The sequence below is a fragment of the Pontimicrobium sp. MEBiC06410 genome (assembly GCF_053601615.1).
Genome location: NZ_JBSHNT010000164.1, coordinates 318996 through 340303, shown reverse-complemented (window position 1 = coordinate 340303; position 21308 = coordinate 318996). Strand labels below are relative to the sequence as shown.

Annotated in this window: 23 protein-coding genes; 3 read left to right on the top strand and 20 right to left on the bottom strand. The window is 31.1% G+C overall.

Features of this window, described 5'->3' with window-relative positions; all coding sequences use genetic code 11:
* Positions 1-275: 275 nt before the first annotated feature.
* Positions 276-1052, top strand: a complete 777-nt coding sequence (locus ACVC08_RS19225) for a sensor histidine kinase (RefSeq protein WP_452603282.1) — start codon at positions 276-278, stop codon at positions 1050-1052.
* Complete coding sequence (locus tag ACVC08_RS19220) at positions 1042-1722, top strand: response regulator transcription factor (RefSeq protein WP_452603281.1); 681 nt, start codon at positions 1042-1044, stop codon at positions 1720-1722. The genes ACVC08_RS19225 and ACVC08_RS19220 overlap by 11 nt, the downstream gene beginning before the upstream one ends.
* 21 nt (positions 1723-1743) lie before the next feature.
* Here the strand turns inward: ACVC08_RS19220 and ACVC08_RS19215 are convergent, their stop codons facing one another.
* From ACVC08_RS19215 to ACVC08_RS19175, 9 genes are all read right to left on the bottom strand, one after another.
* The gene (locus tag ACVC08_RS19215) at positions 1744-2250 is read right to left on the bottom strand and encodes a hypothetical protein (RefSeq protein WP_452598751.1); all 507 of its coding nucleotides are present in this window, start codon (positions 2248-2250) and stop codon (positions 1744-1746) included.
* A gap of 98 nt (positions 2251-2348) precedes the next feature.
* The gene (locus ACVC08_RS19210; protein WP_452598752.1) at positions 2349-2612 is read right to left on the bottom strand and encodes a RebB family R body protein; all 264 of its coding nucleotides are present in this window, start codon (positions 2610-2612) and stop codon (positions 2349-2351) included.
* Between the two features lie 108 nt (positions 2613-2720).
* Positions 2721-2987 (bottom strand): RebB family R body protein, encoded by a 267-nt coding sequence (locus tag ACVC08_RS19205; protein ID WP_452598753.1) that lies wholly within the window; start codon positions 2985-2987, stop codon positions 2721-2723.
* Between the two features lie 109 nt (positions 2988-3096).
* Positions 3097-3363: a RebB family R body protein gene (locus ACVC08_RS19200; RefSeq protein ID WP_452598754.1), complete on the bottom strand. Its 267-nt coding sequence runs from the start codon at positions 3361-3363 to the stop codon at positions 3097-3099.
* A 42-nt stretch (positions 3364-3405) separates the two neighbouring features.
* Positions 3406-3657 (bottom strand): RebB family R body protein, encoded by a 252-nt coding sequence (locus ACVC08_RS19195; RefSeq protein ID WP_452598755.1) that lies wholly within the window; start codon positions 3655-3657, stop codon positions 3406-3408.
* A 54-nt stretch (positions 3658-3711) separates the two neighbouring features.
* Positions 3712-4077 (bottom strand): hypothetical protein, encoded by a 366-nt coding sequence (locus tag ACVC08_RS19190; protein WP_452603280.1) that lies wholly within the window; start codon positions 4075-4077, stop codon positions 3712-3714.
* A gap of 35 nt (positions 4078-4112) precedes the next feature.
* A complete protein-coding gene (locus ACVC08_RS19185) occupies positions 4113-4922 on the bottom strand; it encodes a hypothetical protein (RefSeq protein WP_452603279.1) in 810 nt (269 codons plus the stop codon).
* Positions 4923-4928: 6 nt separating this feature from the next.
* Positions 4929-5570, bottom strand: coding sequence for a hypothetical protein (locus ACVC08_RS19180; RefSeq protein ID WP_452603278.1), 642 nt, complete (start codon positions 5568-5570; stop codon positions 4929-4931).
* Between the two features lie 17 nt (positions 5571-5587).
* A complete protein-coding gene (locus ACVC08_RS19175; RefSeq protein ID WP_452599308.1) occupies positions 5588-5812 on the bottom strand; it encodes a RebB family R body protein in 225 nt (74 codons plus the stop codon).
* 250 nt (positions 5813-6062) lie between these two features.
* On the opposite strand from ACVC08_RS19175, the gene ACVC08_RS19170 reads away from it, so the two are divergent.
* Positions 6063-6722 (top strand): hypothetical protein, encoded by a 660-nt coding sequence (locus ACVC08_RS19170; protein ID WP_452603277.1) that lies wholly within the window; start codon positions 6063-6065, stop codon positions 6720-6722.
* A 6-nt stretch (positions 6723-6728) separates the two neighbouring features.
* Here the strand turns inward: ACVC08_RS19170 and ACVC08_RS19165 are convergent, their stop codons facing one another.
* From ACVC08_RS19165 to ACVC08_RS19115, 11 genes are all read right to left on the bottom strand, one after another.
* On the bottom strand, positions 6729-7199 hold the full coding sequence (locus tag ACVC08_RS19165; RefSeq protein ID WP_452599306.1) for a hypothetical protein: 471 nt from the start codon (positions 7197-7199) through the stop codon (positions 6729-6731).
* Positions 7200-7257: 58 nt separating this feature from the next.
* The gene (locus ACVC08_RS19160) at positions 7258-7953 is read right to left on the bottom strand and encodes a LytR/AlgR family response regulator transcription factor (protein WP_452603276.1); all 696 of its coding nucleotides are present in this window, start codon (positions 7951-7953) and stop codon (positions 7258-7260) included.
* A complete protein-coding gene (locus tag ACVC08_RS19155) occupies positions 7950-8816 on the bottom strand; it encodes a sensor histidine kinase (RefSeq protein WP_452603275.1) in 867 nt (288 codons plus the stop codon). Before ACVC08_RS19155 ends, ACVC08_RS19160 begins: the two co-directional genes overlap by 4 nt.
* A 187-nt stretch (positions 8817-9003) precedes the next feature.
* Positions 9004-9666 carry a hypothetical protein gene (locus tag ACVC08_RS19150; RefSeq protein WP_452599303.1) on the bottom strand — a complete coding sequence of 221 codons (663 nt, stop codon included), beginning with the start codon at positions 9664-9666 and terminating at the stop codon, positions 9004-9006.
* Between the two features lie 99 nt (positions 9667-9765).
* Positions 9766-10029, bottom strand: coding sequence for a DUF202 domain-containing protein (locus tag ACVC08_RS19145; protein WP_452603274.1), 264 nt, complete (start codon positions 10027-10029; stop codon positions 9766-9768).
* Positions 10030-11634 carry a class I SAM-dependent methyltransferase gene (locus ACVC08_RS19140; RefSeq protein WP_452603273.1) on the bottom strand — a complete coding sequence of 535 codons (1605 nt, stop codon included), beginning with the start codon at positions 11632-11634 and terminating at the stop codon, positions 10030-10032. It abuts the gene before it with no gap.
* A gap of 84 nt (positions 11635-11718) precedes the next feature.
* Positions 11719-12918, bottom strand: coding sequence for a cytochrome-c peroxidase (locus tag ACVC08_RS19135; protein ID WP_452603272.1), 1200 nt, complete (start codon positions 12916-12918; stop codon positions 11719-11721).
* A gap of 74 nt (positions 12919-12992) precedes the next feature.
* Positions 12993-15404, bottom strand: a complete 2412-nt coding sequence (locus ACVC08_RS19130; RefSeq protein ID WP_452603271.1) for an alpha-ketoacid dehydrogenase subunit alpha/beta — start codon at positions 15402-15404, stop codon at positions 12993-12995.
* Between the two features lie 235 nt (positions 15405-15639).
* On the bottom strand, positions 15640-16026 hold the full coding sequence (locus ACVC08_RS19125) for a hypothetical protein (protein ID WP_452599067.1): 387 nt from the start codon (positions 16024-16026) through the stop codon (positions 15640-15642).
* Between the two features lie 50 nt (positions 16027-16076).
* Positions 16077-18284 carry a S41 family peptidase gene (locus ACVC08_RS19120; protein WP_452603270.1) on the bottom strand — a complete coding sequence of 736 codons (2208 nt, stop codon included), beginning with the start codon at positions 18282-18284 and terminating at the stop codon, positions 16077-16079.
* A gap of 174 nt (positions 18285-18458) precedes the next feature.
* Positions 18459-21296, bottom strand: a complete 2838-nt coding sequence (locus ACVC08_RS19115; protein ID WP_452603269.1) for a metalloprotease — start codon at positions 21294-21296, stop codon at positions 18459-18461.
* Positions 21297-21308: the final 12 nt, after the last annotated feature.

Genomic DNA, 21308 nt, shown 5'->3' with positions numbered 1-21308 from the left:
GTTGTCTAAAAGTTATAGTGTGTACTCTAATATTATTATAAACTGTATACTATGCTGTTTTGCAATACTATATTTTGCTAAAACAATAAAAGAAGGCAGAGCAGAAAAGGGAGCTTTGTCTTTAAATATTTGTATTTATTTTTTTTTTCGGTCGATGCACTCATATCGGTTACGTTTAATTTTTTAATAGCTAACCATTTAAGTTGGGTTGCACCCATTTGGCTTTTTAGAGGCGTACTACTATTAGTTTTTTATATAACATTAATAAATTTTGGATGGAAGACTGGACTAAACAAGCAATAATAGTTTGGATATGGATAGTAATAGCTATTTTAAGTCTATTTGCAACGCTTATTGTATTTTTAATAAAAAGACATTTAAAAGTTATAAAAGTTACAGAAGAATCTTCTGTACAAACCATTCTAGAAACCAAAAAAGAGTTTACCAAAAAAGTAACACGTTATCAAGAGTTAGATAGACAACGCCTGTCTGAAGAATTACACGATAATGTTGTAAGCCGTTTAAACCTTTTGCACCTTAACTTATTTGAAGGCAACATTACATCACTACAACGTAATCTTAAAAAATCTATGCAAGTAGTAAGAGAATTGTCTCATAATTTAACGCCAGTAGAGTTAAATGTTGTTGCCCTTTCAGACCTAATAGAAGACTATTTAGAGCAGATAACAAACATAATAACTATACAGTATTGCAAATACACATTAAAAAACCATACAACAACCTCTAATACTATAAAATTAAACCTTTTTAGAATCTTTCAGGAGCTAATAACAAATACATTAAAACACGCAGAAGCTACAGAACTAAAAATAGTATTACGTAGATCTGCAAAATCTGTAGTGTTAATAGTTGAAGATAATGGGCGTGGTCTTATAACCGATAGTCATAAAAAAGGAATAGGACATAAAAATATTGAAATTAGAGCAGGACATATAAATGGGACGTATAAGTTTAAAACGCGGTCCGGATATTATACACGTTTTATTATCTGTGTTCCGCAAATTAAAAATATAAGTAAAAATGAATACTAAAATACAACTGGCTATTGTTGATGATGATTTATTGTTTGTACAACTTTTAAAAAATTATATAGATAATTATATAAATACAGAAGTTGTACTTACAGCATCTACAGGAAATAAATTTTTAAATGGTATAAGAGAAAAAAAAATAAATATAGATGTTGTTATTCTAGATTTAAGAATGAAAGATGGGAGTGGTTTGGATGTTTTAGAAGCACTTAAAAAAGAAGATAAGGCAATAAAAACTATTGTACTTTCAAGCTTTTATCGTCGTTCTTTTATGGGGCAGATGCTTAAATTGGGAGTTAATGCATTTTTACCAAAAGAAATAGATCAAGAAGAATTAATAAAAGTTATAGAAACAGTATACAACAAAGGGCATTATTTTTCTGAAGAGCAAGTAGATGTTATGAGAAAGCAATTGTCTAATAAACTACCAGAATTTCGCAATCAAAATATAGATCGTTTAACAAGTAGAGAACTTGATATATTAAAATTACTATGTCAACAACTAACAACAAGAGAAATAGCTGATAAATTATTTATTTCTTCTAAAACTGTAGAAACACATAAAAGTAATTTGTTTATAAAAACTGGAGTTAAAAATACAACAGGCTTGGTTATTTATGCAGTACAAAATAATATTATAAACCCAGAAGAAATGATTTTGTTAAACTAATAGAGAATAGAGGATTCTTTTTTAAATAAAATATGTAAAAACAAATTGGCCTACATGGTTATTAAATCTAGAAAAATTGCCTCTTCCTTCACCTGTAATTCTTCTATAGACTCTGCCATTTTCATTATAATATAAAATACGTACAGTACCGCCAAACACATGTCCTGGTAGCGCTATGTTTAACATCTCTAAATTTTCGTCATTATTTATAGTTCTAACTGGACCACCAAAAGAAGCATTAACAGTTTGCCCACTTATTCTGTTTCCAAAAAAACGACGATCTCCTCCTAAAATAGCTCCAGGAACAGATTGGCCAATTCTACCGTAAGCACTTTGTCTATATAGCGTTAAAGCATTATTTTCTTCACTTATTTCTCCTAAATCTATTGTGTTTGTATAGTAATGATTATCGTAATCTATTGTATAGTTAGATAAATGATTGCGAAATTGTTGCATTCTAAGCATACCGTTTCCTCCAGCTCTATAGTAGTTATATTGAGCTCTAAGCTCTAGTAAAAATTGAAACATAAGTATTTTGATTTAGTTAGCGATAAGTTTAAAATTCAGCGAAGAAATACACCCCTATTTCCCCGCTGAATTGCTTGCTTAATCCAATTTAAAAACAATTAAGCGTTTAACATTTTTGAAATTGCAATAGCATCCGAAACGGTATCTATGCTATAAATTTGCATAACACCTTGCGTTGTTGCTGTTTGTGCCAAAATATTTTGTTGGCTTTGTGCATTAACTGCGTTTTCAAACATTAATCCTGTAGAATGTGCAGCCGATTGGTATACGTTACCAAGAGCCATTGCTGGAGCTTCTGCAACCACTTTTACATTAGATTGAGTTACTGCATCTGTAATTTGTCCGTTTACTGTTTGTGACATAATAAATTGTTGTTTTTGAGAATACTAGAGATTCTCTGGTTAGAAATTGAATGAATTGGATTTTCCAATTTTAAATTAATTGCGATAATAATATTATCAATAGCTTTTCTATGATGCGTTTAGCATAGTAGAGATAGAAATAGCATCGGCAATTGTATCGAAGCTATAAATTTGCATAACACCTTGTGTCGTTGCTGTTTGTGCCAAAATGTTTTGTTGGCTTTGTGCATTAACTGCATTTTCAAACATTAATCCTGTAGAATGTGCAGCCGATTGGTAGACATTACCTAAAGCTATTGCTGGAGCTTCAGCAACCACTTTTACATTAGTTTGTGTAACTGCATCTGTAATTTGTCCGTTTACTGTTTGTGACATGATAAATAGTTGTTTTGAGAACGTTAAAAGTTCTCTGGTTAAAATAAATGAATTGGATTTTCCAATTTTGAATTGATTGCGATAAGTAGTAAAATTAAATGGTACTAGCTTATGATGCATTTAGCATAGTAGAGATAGAAATTGCATCGGCAATTGTATCGAAACTATAAATTTGCATAACGCCTTGTGTGGTTGAGGTTTGCGCTAAAATGTTTTGTTGGCTTTGTGCATTAACTGCGTTTTCAAACATTAATCCTGTTGAGTGTGCGGCCGATTGGTAAACATTACCCAAAGCCATTGCAGGAGCGTCTGCTACGACTTGTACGTTGGTTTGTGTTACTGCATCTGTAATTTGCGAGTTTACGTGTTGTGACATAATTTTCTGGTTTTATTAATTAATACTCTATTTATATTTAAGTTAGAGATTGAAAAAACGATGACGTTTTATCTTTTCAATACGATTTTGCTTTCCTTTTTTTATATTTAAAATCTTCTTTATATCCATTGTTGAAGTGCTAATAGCAGTTTGAAAATGATTTTGTTGTTGGTTAATAGACTGTTCAAATAGTATTCCTAATGAATGTACATTGGTTTGAGCGGTATTTCCATTAGCAGTTGCCGTAGAAAATCCTAAATTACTGTTATTTATATCTTGATTTGTAGTATCCATAGTTATATTTATTGTTATTAGAAATAGATTTGTATTAGAAATGACTTATTAGTGCTATCCGCGTTTTACAATTTTAGACTGTAGATTTTGCATTCGTTTACTAATCTTCAATTCTTGTAATTGTATCCTTTCTTTAGCTGCATTTTGAATATTTTGTATTTGTTCTTGGTAGCTTAAAGCATCGGTTGTATTATTTTGGCTAGCAGCACGTTCCTGCGCCTGTTGTTTGGCAGCTTCTTCAAGTTTATCTAACAATGGTTTAAGCTTTGTCATTGTGGCTTTAATAGCTTTTTTTGTTATATTTTCTATAATTTCATCTTCTTGATCTGCTGTTAAAGCTAACGGTGCAATAGAAGGTTCTTTATCTAAAATAATTTGGCCACATTTTTTACAAGTTTTATCTCCTTTTTTGCTTTTCATTTTAATTCTTTTTACTTGTTAAAACTATTATAGTGTTATAGCATATAGCCTACAAAAGCACTTGCGTTTTGCCAATCTTTATTAATGTTTTTTATAGCATCTATTCCTACAATCTCTTGGGAAACTTCAGCTATTGTTGTTATTGCAGTGAGTAATTTTTTTAACGCTCCAGAAGGGAGACTTAAAATATAGTTGTCTTCTAATAATGAATTTTCGTCTGTTTTTGAATTATCATCCAATACAATGTCTAAGACTTCTTGGCAGAAATGAGCAGAAATTTTTGCACCATTATATTCTAAATCTTTAGTTAATTGTAAAATCTGATCTTCATTTATAAATTGAGAAATGTTACCAGTATTTACATCATGAGTTAAGTATAATGCTTCTCCTGTGTTAGAAGGCGTTATTGTAATATCCATTTTTAAGAGCACATCAACGTTTCCAATATTTACTGTTAACAATTTTGAGTCTGTATTGGTTTCAGCGATATCATTTAAGGTGTTTAAAGGCAGAATCCTAACGTTGCAAAAAAAGTTTTTAGAATCTTCTTTTTTTATCATAACTACTACAATACCAGTACTTCCGTTTTGCGATTCAATAACAAAAGAATCATAGGTATTGTATTTTTTATTTTTATTAATAACCTGGACATTTCTAATAGTCGGTTTTATATTAATATTGGCAGTTTCTTGCGTAAAAACATACCTGTTAGTATTATTATCGGTGTTTTTAAAACTATAATAGGCTGTATCATCATCTCGTTTTAAGTACAATCTATTTGCTAAATCCTCTAAAGGAAGTTGGTTTAATATTTTGGCTGGTTTAAGATCTGTAGAATAACTCATAGCGTTTTATTTTTTTCGTGAAAACCAATAGGTTTTTTCTTTAGTATTTGTTTGTTTTTGTTCAGGTTTATCATCTGGCTTAGGTGTCTCAACATCTTCATATTGACTGGTTTCAGTATTTTGTGCCGTAGTTGTTTCTGGCTTTGTATTGGGAGCCGTAGAAGTTGGTTTAAAAGGCGTTTTGCTATATATTTCATCTAAAGGCTTTGACGCATCTGGATTATGCATTAATGCACTTATTTTAGATTTTGCTTCACCGTACTCGGTAACCATTTTAAACAAGCTATGAAGTACTTCTTTGCCATCTGTTTCGTTAGGGTTTGCTACAAATTGAGTGTTTGCTTCTGGTGCTTCTGAGTTAGATTTTACATGGCGAGATGAATCTTGAGGTTTTGGAACAAGATTAGCAGGATTGTAATAAGTACCGTAGGTTAAAAAGTTGTTTGCTAATTTGGTAAGGGCAACTAAACTTATTTGCTCAAAACCTTTTAAAAACACTTGTAAATCTTGCACCATCATGCCAACAGACTGGTCAATCATGGTGGCGCTAGAACCTACTTTTGGGTTTACATCTTGACTTAACACTTCTGTATTAATAAAATCTACAGCATTTTGTGTTTCGGACATTCCTGGAGTTAAATTAGACATATAATAATGGGTTTAAATTATGAACTGGTTAGCATTTTAATAGCATCTGCGACGATAACTGCATTTAGTTGGTTTAAGTTTTGTTGATTAGAGACCGAGTTTTGCATAGCCATACCATTAGCATGTGTTGCCATTTGGTAGAGGTTACTTAGTGCCTGTGCAGGAGATTCGCCTAGTACGGTAACATTTGTTTGTGTTACAGCATCGGTTATTTGTCCATTGACTGTAGAATTGTCTGCCATAATTTTTTATTTGTTAGATTAATAGTTTTGTGTCTTGGTTTATACAAAGCTCTGAATATTAAATGGTTGTTTTTTAAGGGGATTCCCTGAATTTTAAAAAATAAGGGAATTTACTTAGTGCATTAATATTTGGTCTAAAGGCGATGAAAATGAGCTAAATAGCTAATTATATTATAGGGACTTGTTGTTACTATTTATAAGCATATAAAGCCTACTTTTGTAGTATTAATAATCATTATTAAGCAGGAGTATGAAATTTTTTAAGAACATTTTTTTAGTTATAGTAATAGTTAGTATTACATCGTGTAAAGAAAAAGAAGAAGCAAATGTTGCTAAAACTGATGAGGTTTTTGTAGAAGAGCATACTACTGCTGTTGAAGAAGAAGAAAAAAATAAATTTGTTTTAGATAATTTATTAAAATATAACTCTGAAGCAGAACTAAAAGAAGCCTTTAAAGGAAAAGTTAAACGAGTTAAAGGTTATTATCCTGAAGGAATGGGAGTGTTTTTAAAAACAGTATTATATCCAGGAACTAAAAATGAAGTAGAATTTATTTGGAAAGACGATTCGTTGAACTTTAACCAATTGCACCAAATTAAAGTGTTTAAAAAAGATACAGATTGGAAAACTAAAGAAGGTATTACCATAGGAACCAATTTAAAAGCATTAGAAAAACTAAATAAAAAAGTATTTTCTTTTTATGGCTTTGAGTGGGATTATGGAGGGATGGCTAGTTGGGATGATGGTGCCTTATTAAATAGAAATATAGCAATTAATCTAGCTTTGCCAGAAACAATAGATTTTGCTGATTACGAAAAACTACTAGGTGATTCCCAATTTAAAAGCAATTCTAAAATTGCACAGAAGGTAAATCCTACGGTTAGCGAATTGTCTTTAATTAAAAAGTAAGCTGTATTATAAATCCTCTAACTCTAAATTATAATCGTATTGCAAATCTTCATGTAAAGTTGCTATTCGTTTTTTTATTGTTGCTATTTGCCTGTCGTAAATATTCATTAATGTCACGTTTCGTTCTATAGAAGGCGTAAAATCGTTTAGTTTATTACAAAAATAGAGTAGTAGCTGTACTTCGGTTTCTTTATTTAAAGAGTATCTACAATACTTTTTTATGTTTCGTAGAATTTTGCGAACGCTTTTTTTTATATAAAAGTAACTATCTGTGTTAATAGTGCTAAACTGTTCATCTATTTCTTGCTTTACAGTTTCTATATAGCCGTTTTCATTATCTGCTTCAAATAACAAGTAGGTAAGGAGTTCTTTATTTTCTTTTTTAAAGCGAGATAAACGCAAACATAATTCGGCAAGTTCTTGGTTAGATTTATGTTTTAATTCCTTTCTAATAGTAACTACAGATACTGCTTTCATAATTTATTTTCGTGACTATGGACTCTTTATTTTAATTGCTGTATTATAATAATCAAAACTAATTCTTTTTTTCTAGTCTGTCTAAAAAGGCTTGTTTGTATGTTTGTCCAATAGGGATTGTTTTAGAGTTTATAGAAATTCTGTTACCAGCAACACTATTAATTAAGTCTATATTTACGGCAAATGATTTATGTGTACGCACAAATTGAGGTTCTGGTAAAAGCTTAAGTATGTTTGAGAATGTGTTGTTGGTTATAATATAATCATCATTTCTATGTAATTTAACATAGTCGCCAAACGCTTCAATATATTCTAGAGAGTTTAAAAGTATTTTGTGTAATACTTTGTTAGATTTTACCATTATAAACTGATTGGTAGCTGGAGATTGCTCTTTGGTTTTTAAGTCTAGTACTTTGTTAACAGCTATAAAAAAGCGATCAAACGAAAACGGTTTTAAAAGATAATCTATAGCATTAACCTCAAAACCATCTACCGCATATTGCGGGTAAGCAGTGGTAAAAATGACATTTGGTGGGTTTTGTAAAGATTTATAGAACGTTAATCCAGAGATTTTTGGCATATTAATATCTAAAAACAATAAATCTATGGTATTATGTGTTGTTAATACTTGCAGCCCCTCTATAGCGTTATTACATACAGCAACGAGTTCTAAAAAAGAGACGTCCTTTACAAAGTGTTTTAAAACACTTTGAGAAGAAGGCTCATCATCTATAATTATACATTTAATAGTCATTCTTGCAATGTGTTTAATGTTATAGTTATGTCTACTTTAAAGGTGGTTTCTGTTTTAGTGATTTTAAATTCGTGTTGTTCTGGATAAACTAAATTTAAGTTGTTTTTAATATGCTCTAAACCAACACCTGAATATTGTAGTTTTTCATTGGATGCATCTAAAAGCATATTATTTTCTATAGAAAACTTGAAAATATGGTTTTTTTGAAAAATATTGATGAGTATAAAAGTATCCTTTAGGTTGCCTTTTAAACCGTGTTTAAAACTATTTTCTAATAATGGCAATAGCAGCATAGGGTATAGGGTTAAACTTTCATTTTCAATACTGCTATTAAACGTTATATTATTAAAACCATGAACTCTAAATTTTTGAAACTTTATATAATTATCTAGTAGTTTAATTTCTTCTTTTATGGAGATACGTTTTGTATCGGCATCATATATAATGTATCGTAAAATATCAGAAAGTTGTACAATAGCATCAGTGATACCTTCTTTTTTTTCAATAGCTAACGCATAAATAACGTTAAGAGAGTTAAATAAAAAATGAGGATTTATTTGTGCTCTTAAATTAGATAGTTGTGTTTCTATTTGCTGGTTTTTTATACGTAATTCACGATTTTCATTTCTGTTAAAATGAAACCAATCTTCAGATAGTTTAATCAATGTTGTTGCTACTAGAAAAATACTAAAAGTAATAATAGGATTGGTGTTGGAATGGTATGAAATAAAAAAGTAATTAGGAAATAAGTTATTTAGTATAGGTTTAAAAAATGCAATATGTAATTGCGAAAATATAAGAAGGTTTATTATAAAGGCTAAACAATACAAAATGTACTTTTCCTTTTTTAAAAGACGGGGCATCAAGCCATATAGGTTTATTATGGAAGGTAGGGCCAAAGAAATAAGGAAGCCAACGGTATAAATATAATCTACAGTTATTGGGCGTTGTCCACGAGAAAATATAAATAATAAAATTATAAAAGCGGATAACCACAGCCCTAAATTAAATAGTATAGGGCTGTGGTTGTTTATTTTTTTTAGATATGGATTAAGGTTTAACATTATACCTGCTTAGCTTTTTATCGGACGTTGATTTCCATTTGTTTTCAACACTTGAAGCCAAATACTTTTCTAAAAATTCGTATAATTCTTTTGAATCTGCAGTAAGTAAAAAGTCCTCTTGGATACCTATTGTTTCATGTTTAATTCTAATTTTACTATTTTTAAATAAGTCTTTAATACGGTTTTCGTCTAACCATTTAATATCTACGTTATCATTGTTTATCATGTCGAATTTTACAACAGAATGGGCATTTATAAGATGGGATGATAAAAGTGAGTTTAATCCAGTATCGTCTTGTATATAAGGCGTAAAGTCTAATAATAATTGGTTTTTAACTTTAAAAGGTGTAGCCATAAAAGTGGCTTTTTTATCGTTAGAAGTATACTCTACGTAGTAATTATATTTGTATTTTTCAAATGCTGCTAAATCTTCTTTAGAAGGTTTGTTTTTTGAGTTAAACTCTTTATCGAACATGGCTTTAAAAGATTCCACATGCCATATTGCTCCTTTATTATCTTTCCAGTCTCCAACAAATTTTTCTTCAAAAGAAATAGCTTCTTGTATATAAAAAGGATGAAGAGATTTTACAATGCATGAGTTTAATACTAATACACTAAAAAGGATAATTACTAGGTTTCTAGTTTTCATAATTATAGGTTTTATTGATTTGCTTTCAAAACAAATAAAATTGTAAAAACACAACAATAAATTTCGGTAAACACGGCTTAACTCCTGCCAAACATTTATTTAGGCGTTATAATGGCGTTTAATATTCTTTTTTACACGTATTAAGCGATAAAGTCCAATGATTAGTATAATAGGCGAAATGACTAATAATATAAGTCCAAAGGATTTTAAATCTGTAAAGAATTCTAGCTTAAGTATGGTAAGTCCTGTGCCTAAGAAAACAATAAAAGTTCTAAAATAGGCTAAAAAAGTGCGTTCGTTTGCTAATTTGGTTCGTTCTATGGCTAACCAATCTCTTGTTATTAGCTGGTTTTTGTTTTCCATTTAATTCCCTTTTAATAAGTTAACACTAACAGTAGCTAATTCGCTATTGGGAAATTTAGAAAAATAGGTAGGATCTGGATGTAAACCAGCTTCTGCTGCTACTTTGTTAAATACATCGACTTCTAGAATGTATTGATCGCTATAACCATGCGTAGCATCGTAAGCGGTTGCTGCTGTTTTTCCTATATTATTAGCGGTAAGTTCGGGTTTTATAGTATGTAATTCTATAATTAATAAGCCAAATTGTTCTACATATGGTTTCCATTTCTGTAAATGCTCTAATAAAGAATCTTCAACGAGGTTATTGTTTATTCGTTTTCCTTTGTAGGCATAAGCACCAGAAGACTTGCTAATTCGATCTGTTGTTTGTTTAGGGGCTTCCCATATACGGTTATGATCTAGAAAAGTACGTACATTTAGTAAGTCTTTTAAATCTATATTATAATCTTCTTTTAAATCTTTGGCTAATAAATCGGGCCTACCAATGTCTCCCCATATTACTTTTGCCCAGATATCTGCTTTAATTAAATTAGCTCTAGTTACTTTTAAAGCTGCTTTATTAAAATCTGCTCCTACAAGCAATAAAGGGTGTTCATCTAATACTTTTCCTCTTAAAGTTTGATGTTCAATAACATCAAAGATATGTTGTATAAAAGCACCATTGCCACAACCCATATCTAAAATACCTTTGGGTTGTTGGTCTATAGGTTTATTAAAGAGTTTTGTAATTACTTGATCTATAACCTTAAAGTAGGTAGAGTGTGCGCCACCGCTTCCCCAAACATTCATTTCTCTATGTACATGTTTTTCTGTATCTTCAGGGTTGTCTGTTTTTAAAATTAATGGGTTACCAAAAAGTAATTCGTCTAACTGTAAAAAAGTTGGCAAATAGGACACTGTAACTCCGTAAGCACTAGCGCGTTTAGCAAAAAATAAACCTTCATCTGTAAATTGATAGGTACTGTTTTTCTTTTTAAACCAACCTAGATAGGTGAGGAAATCGAGTATCTTTTTAAAACTTTCTGGGTCTTTATGGTATTCTTCGGCAGTAAAAGAGGCTTCCATAAAATATTTATGAAACATACCGTTAACGCCTAATAAAACAGTTATAGGGGCTACAATAATGCCTTCTATATGTTTAAGTATTTGGTATTGAATAGAATCATTTTCTACTATACTTAATCCAAAACTTGCTTCGTATTTTTTAAAAATACGTTCTAAAACAATAAATGCATCGGCTCTTATGCGTTCTTCAGGAAAGTTAACAGCATATTGTAATAGGTTTACTGCGTCCTCATATAAATGTGCTAATGAAAAAGCAATATTACTATTAGCATTGGTAGTAAAAGTAATTGTATCGTTTTTAGTATCTACCTGCTGTGTTAACCAGCCTTGAGCACAAAGAATTCGTAAGGCGACATTTAAGTAGCCCTCGTTAGCGTTAAATTGCTTGGAGAGTTCTAATATGGTTATAGTTTTTTTTTCTAATATAAAGTCTAAAACACCTTTTTTATGTAATGCAAAAGCTGTTGTTGCTGTTGCTATACCATCTAAATGTCTAAAAATTGTGCCTCGTAATTGTGCTTTGTCTTGCTTTGTTAGCATATTATGTTTTTGTTTAGTATTAAAGATAAAAAAAAAGCGCTTACTTGGGTAAACGCTTTTTATAAATTAGGAAAATTATAAGAACTACTCAATAAAAGGGTTGCTCCATTTTTCGTTTGTATAGACATCTGTACCGGCTAATGTTATTAAAAAGGCTATTACAGCATCACGTTCTGTATCTGTTAAGTTTAGTTGTTGTGCATTACCTCCTGGACGCAGTCTTGGATCTAGATTATTATTGCCAGCTAAACTTATTGCATTATAATGATTTAAAACTGTTGTTAAATTATTGCTAACACCTATATGCATAAATTGCCCATTACTAGTGCCATTTGCTTTTACAACATCTCTAAGACTAGGGGAGCGGGTATTAGTTAAATCTGTACCTGTAGTTACACCAGCAATACCAATAACTCCGTTGTTTCTAGAGTTTGGGTCTATATCAAACTCTGGTGCTCTATGGCATCCGCCACAGTCAATGCCGCCATTAATTCTGCTTCCTTGATTATTAAAAACGGATGGTTGTAAAAATAATTGCTTTCCATTATTTTCTTGTTGTGTAAAATTTGGGAAGGGTTGTCCGTCGTTATTAACTAAAAGTCTTCCTTCATCATATTTACTATCAAAAGATTGTATGCTTCTTATAAACTGTGCTAGAGCATTTTGCATTTTAGCTTCTGTAATTTCTGGTGTGCCATACGCTAATGTAAATAAAGGGGTGTAGTATTCTAGGTCTTCTAATTTGTTTATTAAATCATCGAATCCTAAATCTCCATTTTCTCCACTAAAGCCCATTTCTATATGGTCTTGTATTGGCATGGTTGTTTGTTGTTCTAAAGTGTTTGCTCTTTCATCCCAGAAAAATTGGCTTTCGTTTGCAAAGCGGGAGTTTATTAATCGCATAGAATGTCTACCTGTAATACCATTTACTCCATTACTTTGACTGTCATTATCGCCAAATGCTAGTTCTTGTTTGTGGCAACTTGCACATGCAATGGTGTTGTTTACAGAAAGTTTTTTATCGTAGAATAATACACGGCCTAATGTTGCGCCTTCATTTGTTATGGCATTATTTTCTGGAGTGTTATCTTTGGTAATATAGGCTGGAATGTATTGGTTGTTATAATTTAAAAGGGCATTTAAATCTATATTTAAAACGGTAGAAATATCAAATGCTGTTGGAGAATCTGCTCCTGTGGTTGTAGAAGTCTCTATTGCGCCAGACTCTTCATTTGAACATCCTGTAAATACTAATAGTAGTGCTAAAAAAAATAATCCTCTCATAAACAGTTGGTTTTTAATTACAACTGATTAGACAGGATTATTTTAAAAAGGTTTAATCTTTTTTAATTGATTTGTTATCTTAATTTTGGAAAACTGTTAGGATTTGCTTCGTGCATAACCTCGTATACAGCTTCAAAAATATCTTCTGCAGATGGTTTAGAAAAATAATCTCCATCTGTTCCATACGCTGGCCTGTGTGCTTTTGCTGTTAAGGTTACTGGTTGGCTATCTAAATGCTTGTATGCATTTTGGTTATTTAATACTTCGTTTAACAAGTAAGAGGATGCGCCTCCTGGTACATCTTCATCAATAATCATTAAGCGATTCGTTTTTGCTACACTTTTTACAACATCGTGATTTATATCGAATGGTAATAATGATTGTGCATCTATAACTTCTGCATTAATGCCTACTTCTGTTAATTCTTTTGCTACTTGTTCTACAATTCGTAATGTAGACCCGTAAGATAATAGTGTAATATCTGTACCTTCTTTTATTGTTTCTACTACACCTATTGGTGTTTTAAAACTTCCAAAGTTTGTTGGTTTTGCTTCTTTTAAACGGTATCCGTTTAAGCATTCTACAATTAAAGCTGGTTCATCGCTTTCTAACAGTGTGTTATAGAAACCAGCGGCTTTAGTCATGTTTCTAGGGACCAATACATGAATTCCTCTAACTAGGTTTAGTATGCCTCCCATTTGTGAGCCAGAGTGCCAAATACCTTCTAATCGGTGTCCTCTAGTACGAATAATTAATGGTGCTTTTTGGCGCCCTTTAGTTCTGTAATGTAATGTTGCTAAATCGTCGCTAATAATTTGTAATGCGTATAGTATATAATCTAGATATTGTATTTCTGCAATTGGGCGTAGGCCACGCATTGCCATACCAATACCTTGACCAAGAATTGTTGCTTCTCTAATTCCAGCATCTGCAACACGCAATTCTCCATATTTTTCTTGTAGGCCTTCTAATCCTTGGTTTACATCTCCAATGGCTCCTGCATCTTCTCCAAAAATTAGAGTTTCTGGATACTTGTTAAAAATAGCATCAAAATTGTCTCTAATAACAACACGTCCGTCTACTTGTTCTGCGTCTTCGTTATATGTAGGTTTAACTTCTTTTACATTAATTGCTGCTGAAGTTGTTTCGTTATGTAAATGAGAACTGTACTTTGGCTGTACTTCTTCAAAGAAATTATTTATCCATTGCAATAATTGTTCTTTTGCTGAAGAGTTTTCATTTATAACATAGCGTAATGCTTTACGACTTGCTGTAGCAATATCTTTACGATTTGGTTCGCTAATTGCTAAAAGATCTGTATTTGTTTTTTCAATAAATACTTTATTGGCGCTAGATGCAGCTAATTGTGCTATTAAATTAGATGCCGTTTTAAGTTCTGTTAATATTGGATTTAAATAGTTGTTCCATGCCGTTTTTTTACCGTCACGAACTGCCTTTTTTATTGTTTTGTCAAGAGTTGTTAATTCCTCATCGGTAGCAATACCTGTAGCAATCATCCATTCTCTCATTTTTAAATTACAATCGTGTTCAACTTCCCACGCTAAACGATCTTTGTCTTTATAACGTTCATGTGATCCTGAAGTAGAGTGGCCTTGAGGTTGTGTTAATTCGTTAACATGAATTAAAACTGGCACATGTTCTTCTCTTGCTATTTTAGAAGCTTCTTGGTAAGTTTCTACTAAAGCAACATAGTCCCAACCTTTTACTCTTAAAATTTCGTAGCCTTTACTGTCTTTTTCTCTTTGGAACCCTTTAAGAATTTCCGAAATGTTTTCTTTAGTCGTTTGGTGTCTTGCGTGTACAGAAATACCATACTCGTCATCCCAAATACTTATTACCATTGGTACTTGTAATACTCCGGCTGCGTTTATGGTTTCAAAAAACAAGCCTTCACTTGTGCTGGCATTTCCAATAGTTCCCCATGCGACTTCATTTCCTTTTTCTGAAAACTTAGTAGTATCTATACCGTCTACGTTTCTGTATATTTTAGAGGCTTGTGCTAATCCTAATAATCTAGGCATTTGTCCAGCAGTAGGAGAGATGTCTGCACTAGAGTTTTTCTGTTTTGTTAAGTCGTTCCACTGCCCATTTTCGTCTAAACTGTGTGTGCCGAAATGACCTCCCATTTGGCGACCAGCAGACATGGGTTCTTGTGTTAAATCTGTATTGGCATATAATCCTGCAAAAAATTGCTCTATGGTTAATTCGCCAATAGACATCATAAAGGTTTGATCTCTGTAGTACCCAGATCTAAAATCTCCATTTTTAAAGGCTTTTGCCATGGCTAATTGTGGGACTTCTTTTCCGTCTCCAAATATTCCAAACTTGGCTTTTCCTGTTAAAACTTCGCGTCGTCCTAATAAACTACATTCCCGACTGGTAACCGCGATTTTATAATCTTCTAAAACTTGCGCTTTAAAGTTATCGAATGAAATCTCTTTGTTTACGTCGGATTTTGTTTGCATAGCTCAGATTTTAAGTTTCGCAAATTTACTAAAAAAATGAATCTCTTGCAATAGCCAAAAACCTTAAAATAATATTGAATTATTAGTTTAGTGGGGTTTTAATTGTGTTTTATTTAAAATTTATGAGTTTTTTAACTTTTCGTTGAAAATAATTCAATGTTTTTAGGTTTTTGTAAAGGACTGATTTTAAGGATGCATGTGTTTTGGAATGCACATGTTCTTTTATTGTTATGTATTAATCAATATTTATTCCATTTTCAGAAAGATACTTGTACTTTTCAAGATTTAACTTGAAGTTTTCATTTAACTTAATAAAAATAGAATCGTATTCTTTATTTGTAAGTTTAAGTTTTTCTGCTACTTTTTGAAACGCTCTTGCTTTTTTATCTATTTTGGCTTGAAAATATATTAATTTAGGCTTTATGAGTTCTTTAATTTCAATAGCATCTTTACCTTCTTTAAATAGTTTAATTCCTAAATCAAAATAATGAGAGGAGGAGTCGTTTATTTTTTTCATTTCAGATTGAAAACTCTCAATTTGTTCTTGTTTATAGCTTTTTGATTGAGAATAAGATAAATGTCCTAGAAGTATTGTTATTAAAAGAACAATCAGTTTCTTCATTTGTTAGATTTCTTAATGTTATAAATAACTCAAGTATGTGAAATACTATTTTATTTCTTCAAAATTATTTCAATTGCTTTTTCTAATAATTCATCTTTTCCATCTCTAATGCCTTTTACTGTAGGTTTAACTTCTACATCTGGTATAATTCCAACACGTTGTGTTTCTTCTCCGTTTGGATAGTGTACTCCAATCCCCGAAATCATTGTTCTAAGGCCGCCAGGTAACATAATTGCAGAGACGTTTCCGTCTGCTCCAGCTGTTGTGCTTCCTATAATTGTGGTATTATCTCCTGCTCTAAATGCCATAGCTGTATATTCTGCTTGGCTTTGAGATAGTTCGTTAACTAAAACTACTAATTTTCCTTGGTAAGTATTGCCGTTACTTGGAATTTCTATAATATCTGTAAATGTAAATTCGCCAGGGGTATTAATATTTCCTTTAGTAAACTTAACGAATGGAGTTTTTGAAGATACAAAATAAGACCCTAAGCTGAATGGCACAAAGGTAGAAGGGTAATTGCGGATATCTATTACAATTCCTTTTGTGTTTTTAAATTCCTTTTTAATTTTAGATATATCTTCTTTTTTTATGTTTTGTAGCGTTACATAGCCTATGTTGTTATCTAACATTTTATAGGACTTATCTTCGGTTTTTTTGTACCAACGATATATATTTAGGCTATCTCTTGGGTATAGTTTTAGTATTTTAGATTGTTCTTTATTATTACTCGATTTATAGCTTATTTTTATGGTATTAGAATTGGAGCGTAAAAGGTCTGCCGATATATCCCGAAGTCTTGTTGGAACATTTGATGCAGGATAGTATTTAGACTTTTCTCTTACAATTTCTTCTACTTCGATATCGTTTATTTTAGTTATTACATCTCCAATTTTTAATCCTACTTCACTTTTTAACTCTTTGTTGTAATAATCTGTTATGGTTAATTTGTTTTCTATAAACCGAACATGTATAGGGGCGTAGTTTGTGCCTTTCCATTCGCTTATTTTGTCGCCGCCGCCCCATAAGTTTGCATGTGTATCTTTTACATCTCCTATAATGCGTATTGCCGCTAATTCGTATTCTAATTCATTTTTAGCATTAAGAAATTGTGGGATATATTCGCCAAGTTTAGAGTTCCAATTTGTATCCATTAAATGTTTGTAAGGGAAAAAATACTCTATCATGTTCCAATATTTATAAAGAGCCAAAAGTCTATACCCATCGTCTGGATAAGTCATATTTGAATAGGCATTTTCGTTTTTAAATTTTGGATTGCCTACACCTCGTGCCATTTCTATATAATAATGTTTTCCTTGAGAGCGACTATTATAAACCTGTAGTAACTTCTTTTTAAGGTTTTCTTTTTGTTTTTGTATCCACTTCAAGTCTGGTTTAAGAAATGCGTTTTCATCTGTAGATTTACATGTAGAACATTTTTCTAATGTTCCTAAGGCATCTATCCATGAAATTAGGGCTTCATTTCTATCATTTTCATTTGTTGTTTTAAGATACTTTGGAAGGAATTTAAAAAGTTCATAATCCCAATTGTAATTCCCTTTTGCTATTTCTGGATGGTGATATTTAAGAAAGCCCCAAACTCTGCCTAATAATTCAAGGTTTTGAGTGTCTTTAGGTGTTAAGTTTGATATTGTAATTAAAGAACCTTCATCGAAAGTATTGTCTAATTGTGCTTTTGTTAGTACTTTTTCGGCTTCTTTTAAAGTTTGAATATCTTTTCCATCAATAGAAAGTGTAAAACCATCAAACCAAGCTTCTCCTTTACCAACAAGTATTCCTGCAACAAAAATATTTTCTGCGTTTTCAGGATATTCAAGAGTTATACTGTATTTCTGCCAGTCTTTTGTTCCATTTATGTTTTGATTTTGCATGTTATCGAAACCTAAAATATCACCGTCTCCATCTAAACGTAATAACAAGCCAGCAAAACCATCTTCTACATTTTTAATTTTCATACAACCTTCTAGGGTTATTGATTCTCCTTTATATTTAGCTGGAATTTTATAAGCAATGCTTCCAAAAGAGCCTCCTGTTTGGTTTGATTCAATTTTACCGGATTTTTTACCTATATATGCGTTATTATCTATAGATAGTTTATAATCACCCCATTTAAACCATCCATCAGACAGTTTATCTTCTTTGCTTTGGTTTTCAAACCCCAGATTAAACTTTTCGGCTTTTTGTGCTTGAATATTAAATGTAATAATTGTTAGTAGCGCTATTAATATTTTTTTCATTGTTTAGTTTTTATAAATGGATGGAGAATTGCATGAATTAATATCTATTGAATAAATGTAAAATAGAAAATCTGTATATAGATTGTATTTACAATATTTTTAACAATAAAACATTGACAATAAATTAATACTAATTATATGGTGTTATTGTTGGTTGAAGGTTATTACAGTCTATTAATACCAACGACGTGTAAATAAGCTTAACAATGTTTTTGGAGATAAGGTGACAATAAAACGAATGCTTTGGTCGTAATTTGGTTGTGCAATTTCCCAGCCTAAGTTGGAGTATACGGGTAAATACAACTCGAAATAATCTTCTACTAAATTTAAACGTATACCTGTATCGTAAACAAAGTTAGGGCTACTACCATGACTATTTACAACACCAACATCTCCATAAGCCATAATATAACGCCAAATGGTTGTACTAGTGTTTATGGTAGTTATCCATTGGCTTGCAAACGGCGTTTTTAATTTAGATTTAAAACCACCTTCAGCAATAATTAATTGTTGACTAAGCAAACCTGTTTCTTCTGTACGCCCTAGATAGTTATAATCAAAAAGATAATCGGTTGGGCGATCTAAAGCAAAACTAAAGAAGTTAGAGTCTTGAAATGTTTTATTGTACAAAAATGTTCCAGTAAAGACACGTAAATTATACTGTCTATTATTCTCGGTTAACTTTCTAAATTCTAAAGTAGCAGATACTTTACCAAAGTTTTTTGCTAATTGTAAATCGGTAGACCAAGAACTGAAGTTTTTTAAATTAGGATTCGATTTTCTAAAATTAGCATTAAAAACACTGTATTTTGGTTCTCCATCGGTTTCAAACTCTCCTGTAGGGTCAACTTCTCTATTTATATTTACATACCTAAGTGTTAAAGAACTGTGGTTGTTATCTCTTAAGTTTTTATGGTCTCTAAATCTAAAGTTTATAAACGGCGTATAAGAGGTGTAAGATAGGTTTGGTGCATAGTTAAAGTACTCACCAGAAATACCATATTTAATATAATTGTTATCTGTGTTTTCCCTTCTGTCTGTATAACTTATAGAGGCACTACCTACAATTTGCTTACTCTTTATTGCGTATTTAGGACTAATTTTATAAAGTAAGTTTTTAGTTAATAGTGTTTTATTATATAGTTTTAACCCTGGTGATAGTCCATCGTAAAAATTATAATCGAATTCAGGCATAAAGAAAACCTGATTGTAGTTGGGGTCTTCTATATCTTTAAATAACCTAAATTGTAGTGGTTTATTATTTCCTAAAAACCCTTTAGTAGATTTCCAGTTGTTACGCATATTAAACTCTGGTATAACTTGGTTGTAATTAACGGCTAATTTATCTATATCGTTATTATTAGGTATGGTTACCGTTTTAGTGCCTTTAAAACCTTTTATCCATTGCTTAGAAACTATAGAGTCGTTTTTTAAAGTATATAAAGAGATAGGCATAACATTATTTCTCTTATTTTCTAAAGTAACTCTAATAGAATCGTTTATTTTTTTTACTCTTTTTATTTTATAGTCTATTTTACTACTTGTTGCTAAGTAATCTTTAAAAAACCAACTAAGGTCTTTATCCGTTTTAGATTCTATTAAGGTTTTAAAATCTTTTGTAGCGGTAGGTTTTAGTTTGGTTGTGGTTAAAAACTCTAAGAGTGTTTCTTCTATTATATCTGAATTAATATAATCGTCTAAGTATTTTAGTCCTATACCAGCTTTGTATTTATTGGCTATGTTTTTATTAAATTTTAATAGCGAATCTTTCGCCATAGTTAATGGCTGATCGATATTAGTTCTAGCCATGTGTAAGTACAAAAAGTTGTATTGATCGTTAAAATTTAAATCGGCTGCATGAAAAGCACGAACGCCCCATATATTGGCTAGGTTTCCTAACAATTTCATGTTTGGGTAGTGTTCTTCAACATATTTCATTAAATAATATACCTGTATACCATCTAACAACCATTGGTCTTTTCTTGGGTTTATTAGTAATGTGTTTTCTAGATAATTATGAAGTGTCGTTTTTAGTATTTTTAGTTCGTATTGAAACTCGCTTGTAAACGGACGAACAAAATCTGGTAACTGATTTAATCCATATATAGGGCTTTTTTTATAGTCTATTTTAGTTAATAGCACTTTTTTATGTGGGTAATCGCCTAAATTTTTAGTGATAAAACTGGCTACTTTATCTGTTGCAATTGCAATTTTAGGAGCTTCTAAGTCTTCTTCATCTATATTAGATACTACTGTAAAAAAATCGGTTTCTACTGCTTTGTAAGTGTTAGTTTTATTTAAAAATAATTTAGAATTAACTCTATTGTTACCACTTAGTGTTGTTTTAGTAATGCCATCTTTAGTAGATGAAGTTGTTTCGTCTAGCTCAGATATAAGGTTGTAACTTTCTGGGTACTCAATTTCTAAATGTAAATTTGCTTTAGGTACGTAGGCATCGTCTAAGTTTTTATTGCTATAGTAATGCCATTCACCATCATAAATAGCTGGAGTAATATACCAATACCTTAAATTATAATCGCCTTCTCCTGTAATGCCATAACGTGTAAACTTATCGTTAGGAATTTGTATGGTGTAGTTTAATTGTAGTGTATAGGATGTGTTTGGTAATACAGGATTGTTAAGTGTAACTTTAATAATATCTGGATGTTGCTCTAATCTAGAATATTCTATGTTTGTATTATTTTGATTAATAGAGGTGATAACAGTAAATCCTCGGTCGTCATTTTTAGCAAAATGAAAGGTGTTTTTAAATTCTTCAGCAAAGCGTTCGGCTAAAGGTGTGTTTTTAGCCGAATAGCTGTGACTCCAATCGGTAAGGTATATTTCGTTAAGTGTAGCGTCTGTAGTGTTATAATACTCTATAGTTTGCGCTATTGTAATTGTTTTACTTTCAATATTAAAAGCGGCCTTTATATCTATGGAATTTTCCTGACTAAAGACAGAAATACTAAAAATTAGACATAGGAAGGTTTTAAAATAATTATATTTCAATGGGTATAGCTT